The organism is Paraciimarium castrense LEGE 11436, assembly GCF_056633055.1.
Genome location: NZ_JBSJOW010000007.1, coordinates 32,799 through 44,969, shown reverse-complemented (window position 1 = coordinate 44,969; position 12,171 = coordinate 32,799). Strand labels below are relative to the sequence as shown.

Genomic DNA, 12,171 nt, shown 5'->3' with positions numbered 1-12,171 from the left:
CACGCTGCGGGTCCGCTGGCCCGGAGTTTGGTAGTGGCTGACACGGGGCGGCCCGCCCGCCTCTGGTGCAGTGGAGGCTGTGCGCTGTTTGTCATGGCCTCCGGTGCTGCGCCTCGCGCCATCCCCCGCTCCAACCGCTCCCCGTCCAGGGCTGCTGCCCGGGGCCCCCGGGCGGACCATTCCAGGCGAGCAGCAGCCGAGGGATCGCCGTCCCAACGGCGATCAGCCCTGGATCAGGACTTCGCAGCCATGGCCCAGGTGTGGCAGATGCTCAAATCCGGTGCCCTGCGGGTGTGGGGTGAGATCGGCCGCAAGACCTGAGGGACCCTGCTCCAGCCATGTTGGTGAATCCTGGCCGAAGGTTCGGTTGGTAACACGAGCTACAGGAGAGGACAACAACCAATGGCTTAATGGAGCGGTGCGGAAGTCACCTCACCTGATTTCCTGCCTCCGTTTTCTCGGATTGCACGTGTAGGCAGCTTCTGATTGCTTCGTTTTATGGAGCCCTCGGGTTTCTGATTTTCAGACGCTGACTCCACAATCTTCTCCCCTCCCTGACCCGGGCATCACCTGCCTGGCCGGTCTGAGTTCTGCTGGCTTGCCGGCTCCAATCCGCCTGATTCATTGCCGCACGGGCTCATTCCCTTGCTGTGATGTTGCCGGCCTTCTTCAAGGCGCTCCCAAGCCGATCGGCCTGGGTGGGTTTGTTGGCGGGTTTGTTCTCAGTTGGCCTGGGCATTGCCCTGTCCATTCATCCCCGATTTCCCATGATCCACTCCTCCAGCTCCACCTCGGCCGCCACACCAGCCGCTGCACCCCAGGGCGCGGGTTCTGGTTCAGATCCGTTCTCCCGCTTCGTGAACTGGTTCAGTTCCATGGGTGCTGAGTCGTCTGAGCCTGTGGGTTCCACCCCGTCCAAAGATCCCTTCAGCCAACTGATGAATCGCATCAGCGGCTGACCACTAACCATCCGGCCATGGCTGGTTGGTCTCATTTACCTCGATCTTTCCTTCTTCATGGATTACGTCTTACCCAATGAGCTCGTCGATGGAATGATTGCCGCTGGAGGCAAGAAGTCCGGCGTCAGCGTCAAGAACCTTCTGTTGCGAGGCTTCTATTCCGGATCCGTGCTTGGCCTGGCGTTGTGTCTCGCCCTCACCATCATGGTGCAGACGGGGATTCCCTGGATCGGATCATTCATCTTCCCCTTTGGCTTCGCCAGCATCGTGCTGTTCGGCATGGAGCTGGTCACAGGTAATTTTGCTCTCCTGCCGATGGCGGTCTGGGCGGGCAAGACCACCTGGAAAAAGACCTTCCACAACTGGATGTGGGTGTGGATCGGCAATTTTCTCGGCACCGGCCTGGTCGGCATTCTGTTTGCCATGAGCCTCACCAGTGGTGGCACGGCAGATCTCGCCACCGGGGCTGGAGACTGGGTTGGCGTGGCCAACAAGATCATCGGCCTCAACAAGGCCAACGTGATCGCCAAGTATCAGAATCTGGGAGCCCTTGGGTTCTTCCTTGCTTTCCTCCGCGGTGTGATCGCCAACTGGCTGGTCTGCCTGGGCGTCACCCTGGCCCTGGTCAGCAAGAGCGTTCCGGGCAAGATCCTTGCCTGCTGGCTGCCCATCACCGCCTTCCAGGCGCTGGGCATGGAGCACATTGTGGTCAACATGTTCCTGCACACCACGGGTCCGCTGTTGGGCTCCGGTGTGAGTTTCCTGCAGATTGCCTTCTGGAATTACCTGCCTGTGACGCTGGGCAACATTGTGGGCGGCATGGTGTTCATCGGCATGCTCTTCTACAGCACCCACCGCACTCCAATCAGCAATGTGCTGCCGACCCGGCACGATGAAAAGCTGGAAAGAGAGTTGGCTGCGGAACTGGGAGCGCGCTGAACAAAGCTTCTGGGCTCAAGCTTTGGCCTAATTTGGTCAGCCTGAGAAAAACGTCAGAGCGATTACATTCCCACCCAATAAAGAGCCGGGCAGCAGTGCTGCCCGGCCTTTTTCATGCCGCCAGCTCGATGGTTACCACTTCTTGTAGGGCAGGAACTTGCCGCACATGGTGATCTTCACCCGATCTCCCGTGGGATTGGCTTCCTTGTCCACATGCAGGGTGAAGTCGATGGCGCTCATGATGCCATCGCCGAACTTCTCCTGAATCACGTCCTTCAGCGGCATGCCATACACCTGCATGATCTCGTAGAACCGGTAGATCAGCGGATCGGTGGGGATCACCGGATCCAGGCTTCCCTTGGTGGGATAGGTCTGCAGGGCGGCCACGATATCGCCATCCAAGCTGAGCAAACCAGCCAGGGCTGTGGCTTCGTCGCTGGAGGCGCAGGCCTGGCCATAGAACAACGAGGCCACCCACACTTCATCTCGACCAAGGGCCTCACCCAGCTCGGAGAAGCTGAGCCCTTTGGCTTTCTTGGCCTTCAGAAGTGCGGCCGTCAAGGACGATCCGCTGGAGCCAGGTGTTGATGACATGGTCATAAAAATTGAGATTTGATGTGGCAGCCAAGCAGCTGATCTGTGGGCCCTCTGCTGGTTGACGTGCGGCAAGAAGGGGCCTCTTCATGATGTCGTCAATGCCTTGATTCTCGTGTGTTGATCGATACGACCAGGCTCTGAACCTGCCACCCTGTTTGGGCACCTGGCTTGGCGAAGGTGCTACCCAGCCCCGCTCTGCCAGCAACCTTCTGGCCCGTGCCCCTCGCCGCTGCCCAGTGCAGAAACTGCCCGGGCGGTCGGCGGTTTGGTAGTGGCGGCCACACTGGCCGGGGTAGTGTGTTCGGTTCACTGGACCACGTTCAACCGGTGCGCCCCAACACCGACCGCCATGACTGCCACAACGCCGAGACCGGCGCCGATGTTCGAGCTCATCCCCTACGAGAAGTTCCGCGACACCCCCGCGGTTCGCTTCTTCGACATCACCGTGGCGGCGTCCAATGCCCGGGATCTGGTGATCCACTCGGGGCCCGCCACCTCCCCTCCGGATGATCAGGCCACGGGGGCCTGGCAGTTCTACCTGCATCCCCACCAGGAGGACAACCTGCTCGCCCTGCACGGCGGCCGCACCTTCTACCTGGTGAACTTCGGCTGGAACTACCCGTTCCATATCGTGCGGCTCGATACGGGCGGCGATATCCTGCGGATCCCTCCCGGCACGTTCCACCGCTCGGTCTCAGACCCTGACGGCTCGGTGGTGCTCAACCAGGCGGTGCGCGAACCCGGAGCCAGCCTGGTGCACGAATTCCGCGTGTACAACAGCCAGCGGATCCCGCGGCTGTTTGCCACCACCTCCAGAACCGCGCCGCTGCCGAAGCTGCACGGACTGCACTGGTAAGGGCTCTGGGCCGGACGCTGACCACCCCAGCCCCTCTGCGATCAGCCCAGGGGCAGGCTGGCTGCGCCGGGGGCCACGGGATCGAGAATCTCCGCCTCGATCAGCCAGTCAAAGCTGCTGCTCACCCCCGCTGGGCCTGAGAAGCAACCCGTGATCGCGGCGGTGAGCTCGGGCTTCGATGACGTGGCCAGGGTGATGTACCGATCGTCCACGGGGCCCTTGCCACTGGGGTCGTAGCCGCGCCAGCCCGCCCCCGGCAGGTACACCTCCGTCCAGGCGTGCAGGTCGTACTGCTCGGGCGCCGGATCCACCAGGTGGTAGCCGCTCACGAACCGGGCCGGCAGGCCCACGCAGCGGCAGGCCTCCACCATCAGCATGGCCAGGTCACGGCAGGAGCCCACCCGTTCCTTGAGGGTGCGGCCGGCTGGCCAGGCTGGGCCCACGTGGCGCTGGGTGTATTTCACCCGGTCCTGGATCATCTCCACCAGCTGGTCGAGAAACATCAGGGCCCTCTGGTCACTGCCCATCAATGCCTCCTGGGCCATGTCCACGGCGGCAGGATCGTGCTGGCCATTGGGCAGCCAGCCGCCGAGGGCGCCCTGCAGGTCGCCGTTGAGGTGGCCTACGGGGTAGGGCAACAGTGGCTCGTTGGCCTCCAGGCAGGTCTGCAGATCCGGTGGGGTGTGGGAGACCACCGTGCTGCTGGCCTCGACGCGGAAGCTGTCACAGGAGCCGCCGAAGCGGGCCCGCAGAATCTCATCGCCACTGGCGGCGATCAGGGGGAACAGGGAGTTGGGCTCAGGATCGATCGTGAGTTGGAAGTCCACCAACGTCTGAAATCCATGGCCGCGAGGCTTGAGACAGAAGCGATGGGCTCCCAGCAGAACAGGCGCGCTGTAGCGGTAGCTGAACGAGTGCTTCAGACGGGCACGCATGCCTGATCCATACTCTGGGACTCAATGCTGGCGGCCACGAAATAGCGCTCCTCGATCAGGTTGTGCAGTCGGTTGAGGTCGCTCTGCAGGGCGTCGATGGCCTCATGGAGGCCTACTGCGAACAGGTCGTCGATGCGGGTGTAGCTCCAACGGGCCAGGGTGAGGCCGCTGAGGCATTCCAGCTCGTCCGGCGCCCCCGGAACCGAGCGGCCCTGCACGATCCTGAGGGTGTCCTGAATCCGCTCCAGGCAGTAGCGCACCGAGCGCGGAAAGATCGGGTCGAGCAGCAGGAAGCCGGCCACGGCGCGGGGTTCGATCGCCTGTTGACGCGCCTGGCGGAACATCTGGTAGGCCCCGGCACTGCGCAGCAGCGAGATCCACTGCAGTTCATCCAGCACGCCGCCCACCTCGTCGGGGGAGGGCAGCAGCAGGAAGTACTTCACATCGAGGATGCGGGTGGTCTTGTCGGCCCGCTCCAGCAGCCGCCCCAGCCGGCTGAATTGCCAGGAGAGATCGCGGCTCAGGGTGGAGTCGGTGATGCCGTAGAAGAGCTGGCAAGCACGGCGGATGTCGCGCAGTTGCTCCTGGGGGGGTTGTTTCCAGAAGCTCTCATTCTCCTGCAGCGTCCAGTAGATGTCGTTGAGCTGCTCCCACATCTCGGTGGTGATCACTTCGCGGATCTGACGGGCGTTCTCCCGGGCAATGGCGATGCAGTTGGCCACGCTGTTGGGATTTGCCTCAGCCCGCACCAGGAATTCGATCACATCGTCGGGGCTGCCTTTGGTGTAAAGCTTGTCGAAGAGTTCCCGTTCGCCGCTGGCATCGATCAGGGGCAGCCAGGGTTCGGCGCTGCCCGGGGGGCAATCGAGGGCCATGGCCTCGCTCACCTCCACGAAGCGGGAGATATTCTCAGCCCTCTCCACATAGCGGTTGATCCAGTAGAGCGAATCGGCAACGCGGCTCAGCATGAGCTGGAGCCCTGCAGTTGGAGCTGGCCATCGCCACGCTCACTGACGATCCATGTGTCCTTGCAGCCCCCGCCCTGGGAGGAGTTCACCACCAGGGAGCCGCGCCGCAGGGCCACCCTGGTCAGACCGCCGGGGCTCACCCAGGCGCCCTTGCCGCGCAGCACGTAGGGCCGCAGGTCCACATGGCAGGGGAACAGCTCGCCCTCACTCAGGGAGGGCACGGTGGAGAGTTCCAGGGTGGGCTGGGCGATGTAGTTGCGCGGGTTGGCCTCGATGCGCTTGGCGAAGTCGTCGATCTCCTCCTGGCCGGCATGGGGGCCGATCATCATTCCGTAACCGCCCGCTTCAGCCACCGCCTTCACCACCAACTGGCTCAGGTGCTCAAGCACGTAGGCCCGATCCTTGTCGCGGGAGCAGAGGTAGGTGGGCACGTTCTCAATGATGGGCTCCTCCCCCAGGTAGTACTGAATCATCTCGGGCACATAGGCATAGATGAGCTTGTCGTCCGCCACCCCCGTGCCCGGGGCGTTGGCGATCGCCACCCGACCGGCGCTGTAGGCCTGCATCAGCCCCCGCACGCCCAGCATGGAATCGGGACGGAACACGGCCGGATCGAGGAAGTCATCGTCGATGCGGCGGTAGATCACATCCACCGGCTCCAGACCGCCGGTGCTGCGCATCCACACCCGGTCGTCCTGGCAGACCAGGTCGCGGCCCTCCACCAGCTGGATGCCCATCTGCTGGGCCAGGTAGCTGTGCTCGAAGTAGGCACTGTTGAACACCCCGGGGGTGAGCAGCACCACCGTGGGGCGCTCCGTCCAGGGGGCCAGCTCCCGCAGGCTCTGGAGCAGGTGGGACGGGTAGTCGTCGATCGGCTGCACGGTGCGGCCGGAGAAGAGGCTGGGGAACATCCGCTTCATGACGCGGCGGTTCTCCAGGAAATACGCCACGCCTGAAGGGCAGCGCAGGTTGTCTTCCAGCACCCGCCAGGTGCCCTGGCCATCGCGGATCAGATCCAGGCCGGAGATGTGGCACCACTTGTTGAGCGGCGGCTTGAATCCCTGCATCTGGGGCCGCCAGCCCTGGGAGGTCTCCAGGTCTTCCCGCGCCACGATGCCGTCCCGCAGGATCAGCTGGTCGCCGTAGACGTCCGCCAGGAAGTGATCGATCGCTTCGAGCCGCTGCACCAGGCCCCGCTCCAGGGTCAGCCATTCGCTGGAGGCGATCAGCCGCGGCAGGGGGTCGAAGGGCAGGATCCGTTCCACCCCGCGGTTGCCGGAGCCGTTGAGACGGAAGGTGGCACCAAGCCGCTTGAGCAGCATGCCCGCGGCCACGTGGTTGCGGTTGAGCTCTTCGAGGCCCAGCTGGCCCAGGGAGGAGAGCAGGGGGGAGAGGGCTCTGCGGGGTTCGTCCGCGGCACTGAAGTACTCGTCGTAGCCGCGGTGGGGCTTGTAGTCCGTGAACATCCCTGCCCTGCTGGCTCCCCCTAATCATGGGCAGCCGGCCAGGGGCTGGCCGGTGTGGATTGCTACGAAAGCTCCCTCCCGTGTGCCGTTGGTGGCGCTGGGAAGTTCCTAGAGCAGGAAGTAGCGCTGGGCCATCGGCAGCACCTCGGCCGGCTCGCAGTTGAGCAGTTCGCCATCGGCGAACACCTCGTAGGTCTGGGGATCCACCGCCATCTTCGGCAGGGCGTCGTTGAGGCGCATGGCGCTCTTGCCGATGCCGCGGGTGTTCACCACCGGCACGCAGCGGCGCTCCAGGCCGAGGCTGCGCGGGATGTCGGCCTCCAGGGCGGCCTGGCTCACGAAGGTGAGGCAGCTGGGGGCGATGGCCTTGCCGAAGGCACCGAACATCGGCCGCCCGTGCACGGGGCCGGGGGTGGGGATCGAGGCGTTGGCATCGCCCATCTGGGCCCACACGATCGAGCCCCCCTTGATCACCAGCTCCGGCTTGACGCCGAAGAAACCCGGTTTCCACAGCACCAGATCGGCCAGCTTGCCCACTTCCACCGAGCCCACCTGGCTGTCGAGGCCATGGGCGATGGCGGGGTTGATCGTCACCTTGGCGATGTAGCGCTTGAGCCGGGCGTTGTCGTGGCGGCCGCCGGCGGCCGCGTCCTCCGGCAGGCTGCCGCGCTGCAGTTTCATCTTGTGGGCGGTCTGGAAGGTGCGGGTGATCACCTCCCCCACCCGGCCCATGGCCTGGGAATCGCTGGCGATGATCGAGAAGGCGCCCAGATCGTGGAGGATGTCCTCGGCGGCGATCGTCTCGCGGCGGATGCGCGATTCGGCGAAGGCCACGTCTTCCGGGATGCGCGGATCGAGGTGGTGGCACACCATCAGCATGTCGAGGTGCTCCTCGAGCGTGTTGCAGGTGTAGGGACGGGTGGGATTGGTGCTGCTCGGCAGCACATGGGCCTCGCCGCAGATGCGGATGATGTCGGGGGCATGGCCGCCGCCGGCCCCCTCGGTGTGGAAGGTGTGGATGGTGCGGCCGCCGATGGCGCGGATCGTGTCCTCCACGAAGCCCGCCTCGTTGAGCGTGTCGGAGTGGATGCACACCTGCACGTCGAAGCGGTCGGCCACGGTGAGGCAGCAGTCGATCGCCGCCGGGGTGGTGCCCCAGTCTTCGTGCAGCTTGAGGCCGCAGGCGCCGGCGCGGATCTGCTCCTCGAGCGCCTCGGGGGTGCTGGCGTTGCCCTTGCCGTAGAAGCCCAGGTTCACCGGCAGCCCCTCGGCGGCCTGCAGCATGCGGCCGATGTGGAAGGCGCCGGGGGTGCAGGTGGTGGCGTTGGTGCCGGTGGCGGGGCCGGTGCCGCCCCCCAGCAGCGTGGTGACCCCGCTGGCCAGGGCCGTTTCGATCTGCTGGGGGCAGATGAAGTGGATGTGGGTGTCGATGGCGCCGGCGGTGAGGATGTGACCCTCGCCGGCAATGGCCTCGGTGCCGGGACCCACCTCGATCGTCACCCCCGCCTGGGTGTCGGGGTTGCCGGCCTTGCCGATGGCCACGATGCGCCCGTCGCGCAGGCCGATGTCCGCCTTGACGATGCCCCACCAGTCGAGGATGAGGGCGTTGGTGATCACGGTGTCCACCGCCCCGGCGCCGCGGGTGGTCTGGGCCTGGCCCATGCCGTCGCGGATCACCTTGCCGCCGCCGAACTTCACCTCGTCGCCGTAGACGGTGAAGTCCTTCTCCACCTCCAGGATCAGCTCGGTGTCGGCCAGCCGCAGGCGATCGCCGCTGGTGGGGCCGTAGGTCTCGGCGTAGGCGCGGCGGGAGATCCGGTAGGGCATGGCGGCGGACGCGAGGACGGTTGGAGGCTGGGAAACTCAGGGGGGACGCCGGCTCGGCGACTAGTCGAGGGGCCCGTTGACGAGGCCGTTGAAGCCCATCACCCGGCGCTGGCCGGCGAAGGGCACCAGGTTCACCTCGCGGCTGTCGCCCGGTTCGAAGCGAATCGCCGTGCCGGCGGGGATGTCGAGCCGCAGGCCGCGGGCGGCGTCCCTGTCGAAGCGCAGGGCGTCGTTGGCCTCCTGGAAGTGGAAGTGGGAGCCCACCTGCACGGGCCGGTCGCCGCTGTTGGCCACCAGCAGGGTGGTGACGGGGCGGCCGGCGTTGAGTTCGATCTCTCCGGGTTCGGGGATCAGTTCGCCGGGGATCAGCGGGGCCATGGCAGCAGGGCGGGTGGGGTCAGCGGATGGGGTCATGCAGGGTCACCAGCTTGGTGCCATCGGGGAAGACGGCCTCGATCTGCACCTCCTGCACCAGCTCCGGCACCCCCTCCATCACCTGCTCGCGGCTCAACCAGGTGGTGCCTTCGCCCATCAGGGCGGCCACGGTCTTGCCGTCGCGGGCGCCCTCCAGCACCTGGAAGCTCAGCCAGGCCACAGCCTCGGGATAGTTGAGCCTCAGGCCGCGGTTGAGGCGGCGCTCCGCCAGCAGGGCGGCGGTCACGATCAGGAGCTTGTCCTTCTCCTGGGGGGTGAGGTGCATGGTGGCTGGGGAGGGGAGGGATGGACCAGACCCCGCCGCACTGTGGCAGGGGTCTGAGGGTGGACAGGTTCAGCTGCAACCTTCAGGGCGCCAGGGTTGTTCCTGAAAGGGCCAGACCCGCGGCAGTTGCGGAGCGGGCAAGCCCCTGGCCGCCCGGATCCGGGCCCAGATGCGGCTGAACCAGAACCGGGCCGCCTGGCTGGAGGGGCCCCGGTAGCGGGCCACCAGTCCAGGCTCCAGGGCGCCGCAGGCCATGGCGCCATCCAGCCCGTCACGATCCTGGCGGCACAGCTCCAGCAGCCCGGCCAGCTCAGCCCTGGGGAAGTGCTCCGGAGCGGCCCACACCAGCGAGCCGTACACCGGCTGCCCGGCCAGGCCGTGCTCCCCGGCCAGGGCCTCGCCGCCCAGCTCGAGGCGATCCACCAGCATCCAGGGGTTGCCGCGGCTGCCGCTGCGATGGATGTCGAGGGCCGAACGCCAGCAGCCGGCAGCGAGGTCTTCGCCGGCGGCGGTGCGGCCCAGGCGCACCACCTCCACGCCCAGGTAGGAGGCCTGGGGGGCCAGCTCCACCCGGCAGCGCTGCTCCAGCAGCCCGTCGGCGTAGAGCACCAGCTCCTGGGGCAGCCACTCCAGATCCGCGCCGTCGGCGAGGCAGAAGTGGAGCTGCTGGTTCACCCAGCGCCCCTCGGGTGCCTGGCTCAGGCGGCCCACAGACCCGTAGACCTTCTGGGCCGCCACGCTGGTGAGCAGGGCTTCACTGCGCGCCTCCAGGCTCGCCTCGATCGTGAGCTGATCGCCCCCCACCAGCCCCCCGGCGGTGTGCAGCAACGGCAGTTCGCAGCGGCCATCCTGGTGCCGATAGGCGCGCTGCAGTTTCAGCGGCGCTGTGGCGCTGCCCTGGAAGCTGGTGTCGCCAGCATCGGCGCCGGCGCCACGGCGGAACACCAGCTGGGTCTGACCGTGCCAGCTGCCGGCGGCTCGTGGTTTGGAGATACTCAGCACAGCGTCATGCCGCCATGATCCCCGCTTCCGCGGTCCCAGGGCCAGTGCCGCAGCCCCTGGTGCTCACCCAGCGGCTCTCCGGACCCTCTGGCCAGACCCCTCCCTTCGTGCTCCAGCTCAGCGCTGACGAGCGCACCCGGCTGCGGGGACGCCGCCACAGCGTCTGCGGCCAGCCGCTGTTGCTGCAGCTGCCCCGCGGCGAGGCCCTGCAGCCCGGTGACCTGCTCGCCGATGGCGAGGGCCTGGCCTGGGTGCGGGTGGAGGCCGCGGCGGAGGCCCTGCTGCGGATCACGGCAGCCGATCCCCTGGCGTTGCTCCAGGCGGCCTACCACCTGGGTAACCGGCATGTCGCCATGGAAATCCGGCCAGGAGAGCTGAGGCTGGCGGAGGATCCCGTGCTGGCCCACCTGATCGAGCACCGCAGCCTGGGGGTGGAGCGGATCAGCGCGCCTTTTCTGCCGGAGCACGGTGCCTACGCCAGCAGCCACGGCCACTCCCATGGCGACACAGAGCCGGGGGGGCATGGCCATGGCGTCTAGGTCGGCCGGCAGCGGCCGCCTGGCCCTGCTGCAGCTGGTGAGCCCGGCCCTGCCGGTGGGGGCCTTCAGCTACGCCGAGGGGCTGGAGGTGCTCGTGCAGCACGGTCAGCTCCAGGACGCTGCGGCGGTGGAGGCCTGGCTGCGGGCGGAGCTGCAGCGGGGGGCGGTGGCCATCGAGGCGGCCTGGTTGCCCAGGTTGCTGCTGGCCCCGGAGCCCGAGCTGCGGGACCGGGATGCCTGGTTGCTGGCCCAGAGGGAGGCCCCGGAGCTGCGAGCCCAGCAGCGCCAGATGGGGGGCTCTCTGCTGCGACTGCTGGCGGATCTCGGCCTGGAGCCTCCAGCTCTGGACCTGGCCTGGCCAGGGGCCTTTGCCCTGGCGGGACGGGCCCTGGCGATTCCAGCCCTGGAGCTGGTGGAGGCCTATCTCTACGGCTGGGTCGCCAACCAGCTGAGCGCGGCGGTGCGGCTGGTGCCCCTGGGGCCGACCCGGGCCCAGGCGGTGCAGTGGCGGCTGGCGCCGGTGATTGCGGCCCGGGCGGAGAGCCTGGCTGGGGCCGATCCCGACCAGCTCTGGACAGGCGCGGTTGGGGCTTCCCTGGCCCAGTTGCGCCATGCTGAGCTCTACTCCAGGTTGTTCCGGAGCTGAGGGAGCCGATGAGCAGGCTGCGGGTGGGGGTGGCAGGGCCCGTAGGGTCCGGAAAGACAGCCTTGGTGGAGGCCCTTTGCCGACGTCTGCGGCAGCGGCTGCAGCTGGCCGTGGTCACCAATGACATCTACACCCAGGAGGATGCCCAGTTCCTCACCCGGGCCGGCGTGCTGGAGCCGGAGCGCATCCGCGGCGTGGAGACCGGAGGCTGTCCCCACACCGCCATCCGGGAGGACTGCTCAATCAACCGCGCCGCCGTGGAGGAGCTGGAGGGGCTCTATCCCGATCTCGATCTTGTGCTTGTCGAAAGCGGCGGCGACAACCTGGCGGCCAGCTTCAGTCCGGAGCTGGTGGACCTGTGCATCTACGTGATTGATGTGGCCGCTGGAGACAAGATTCCGCGCAAGGGTGGCCCGGGCATCACCCGTTCCGATCTGCTGGTGATCAACAAGATTGACCTGGCGCCGCTGGTGGGTGCCGACCTGGGGGTGATGCAGCGGGATACCGAGCGCATGCGTCCGGGCCGCCCCTGGTGCTTTGCCAACCTGCGCACAGGCGAGGGCCTGGACACGGTGGAGTCGTTTCTGCTGCAACAGCTTCCCTCAGCCTGAGGCGGGGAGGCGCTGCGGCAGCCGCGCCAGCAAATCCACACACCTGATCAGCACCCTCGATCTTCGGTGCGATCCGATACATAGCGCCCATGAACAGATCTGTAGGTTGCGAAATGCCGCCGAGAT

The 12,171-nt window shown here is 66.7% G+C and carries 15 protein-coding genes; 7 read left to right on the top strand and 8 right to left on the bottom strand.

Annotated elements, in window-relative coordinates:
- Positions 1–93 precede the first annotated feature (93 nt).
- From ACWJIO_RS11255 to ACWJIO_RS11245, 3 genes are all read left to right on the top strand, one after another.
- Positions 94–321, top strand: coding sequence for a hypothetical protein (locus tag ACWJIO_RS11255; RefSeq protein WP_480313437.1), 228 nt, complete (start codon positions 94–96; stop codon positions 319–321).
- Between the two features lie 332 nt (positions 322–653).
- Positions 654–959, top strand: coding sequence for a hypothetical protein (locus ACWJIO_RS11250; RefSeq protein ID WP_480313436.1), 306 nt, complete (start codon positions 654–656; stop codon positions 957–959).
- A 57-nt stretch (positions 960–1,016) separates the two neighbouring features.
- On the top strand, positions 1,017–1,898 hold the full coding sequence (locus ACWJIO_RS11245; RefSeq protein WP_480313435.1) for a formate/nitrite transporter family protein: 882 nt from the start codon (positions 1,017–1,019) through the stop codon (positions 1,896–1,898).
- A 132-nt stretch (positions 1,899–2,030) separates the two neighbouring features.
- Here the strand turns inward: ACWJIO_RS11245 and cynS are convergent, their stop codons facing one another.
- Entirely contained in the window at positions 2,031–2,492 is a 462-nt protein-coding gene (gene cynS, locus ACWJIO_RS11240; RefSeq protein WP_480313692.1) for a cyanase, read from the bottom strand.
- Positions 2,493–2,874: 382 nt separating this feature from the next.
- Between cynS and ACWJIO_RS11235 the strand changes: the two genes are divergently transcribed.
- Positions 2,875–3,351 carry a redox protein gene (locus tag ACWJIO_RS11235; RefSeq protein ID WP_480313434.1) on the top strand — a complete coding sequence of 159 codons (477 nt, stop codon included), beginning with the start codon at positions 2,875–2,877 and terminating at the stop codon, positions 3,349–3,351.
- A 41-nt stretch (positions 3,352–3,392) separates the two neighbouring features.
- On the opposite strand, the gene ACWJIO_RS11230 is transcribed toward ACWJIO_RS11235, so the two are convergent.
- The 7 genes from ACWJIO_RS11230 to ACWJIO_RS11200 all read right to left on the bottom strand — a co-directional run bounded on the left by ACWJIO_RS11230 (position 3,393) and on the right by ACWJIO_RS11200 (position 10,249).
- Positions 3,393–4,286, bottom strand: a complete 894-nt coding sequence (locus tag ACWJIO_RS11230) for a transglutaminase family protein (RefSeq protein ID WP_480313433.1) — start codon at positions 4,284–4,286, stop codon at positions 3,393–3,395.
- Positions 4,271–5,254 carry an alpha-E domain-containing protein gene (locus ACWJIO_RS11225; protein ID WP_480313432.1) on the bottom strand — a complete coding sequence of 328 codons (984 nt, stop codon included), beginning with the start codon at positions 5,252–5,254 and terminating at the stop codon, positions 4,271–4,273. The genes ACWJIO_RS11230 and ACWJIO_RS11225 overlap by 16 nt, the downstream gene beginning before the upstream one ends.
- The gene (locus ACWJIO_RS11220) at positions 5,248–6,720 is read right to left on the bottom strand and encodes a circularly permuted type 2 ATP-grasp protein (RefSeq protein WP_480313431.1); all 1,473 of its coding nucleotides are present in this window, start codon (positions 6,718–6,720) and stop codon (positions 5,248–5,250) included. Before ACWJIO_RS11220 ends, ACWJIO_RS11225 begins: the two co-directional genes overlap by 7 nt.
- 108 nt (positions 6,721–6,828) lie before the next feature.
- The gene (gene ureC, locus ACWJIO_RS11215; RefSeq protein ID WP_480313430.1) at positions 6,829–8,547 is read right to left on the bottom strand and encodes an urease subunit alpha; all 1,719 of its coding nucleotides are present in this window, start codon (positions 8,545–8,547) and stop codon (positions 6,829–6,831) included.
- A gap of 60 nt (positions 8,548–8,607) precedes the next feature.
- On the bottom strand, positions 8,608–8,925 hold the full coding sequence (locus ACWJIO_RS11210) for an urease subunit beta (protein WP_186700862.1): 318 nt from the start codon (positions 8,923–8,925) through the stop codon (positions 8,608–8,610).
- Positions 8,926–8,944: 19 nt separating this feature from the next.
- Positions 8,945–9,247: an urease subunit gamma gene (locus ACWJIO_RS11205; protein WP_186697747.1), complete on the bottom strand. Its 303-nt coding sequence runs from the start codon at positions 9,245–9,247 to the stop codon at positions 8,945–8,947.
- Between the two features lie 69 nt (positions 9,248–9,316).
- Positions 9,317–10,249 carry an urease accessory protein UreD gene (locus ACWJIO_RS11200; RefSeq protein ID WP_480313429.1) on the bottom strand — a complete coding sequence of 311 codons (933 nt, stop codon included), beginning with the start codon at positions 10,247–10,249 and terminating at the stop codon, positions 9,317–9,319.
- Positions 10,250–10,263: 14 nt separating this feature from the next.
- On the opposite strand from ACWJIO_RS11200, the gene ureE reads away from it, so the two are divergent.
- The 3 genes from ureE to ureG are packed head-to-tail and all read left to right on the top strand — an operon-like array spanning position 10,264 to position 12,045.
- Positions 10,264–10,788 carry an urease accessory protein UreE gene (gene ureE / locus ACWJIO_RS11195; RefSeq protein ID WP_480313428.1) on the top strand — a complete coding sequence of 175 codons (525 nt, stop codon included), beginning with the start codon at positions 10,264–10,266 and terminating at the stop codon, positions 10,786–10,788.
- Entirely contained in the window at positions 10,748–11,434 is a 687-nt protein-coding gene (locus ACWJIO_RS11190; protein WP_480313427.1) for an urease accessory protein UreF, read from the top strand. The genes ureE and ACWJIO_RS11190 overlap by 41 nt, the downstream gene beginning before the upstream one ends.
- A gap of 8 nt (positions 11,435–11,442) precedes the next feature.
- Positions 11,443–12,045, top strand: a complete 603-nt coding sequence (gene ureG, locus ACWJIO_RS11185; protein WP_480313426.1) for an urease accessory protein UreG — start codon at positions 11,443–11,445, stop codon at positions 12,043–12,045.
- The last annotated feature ends 126 nt before the right edge of the window (positions 12,046–12,171 follow it).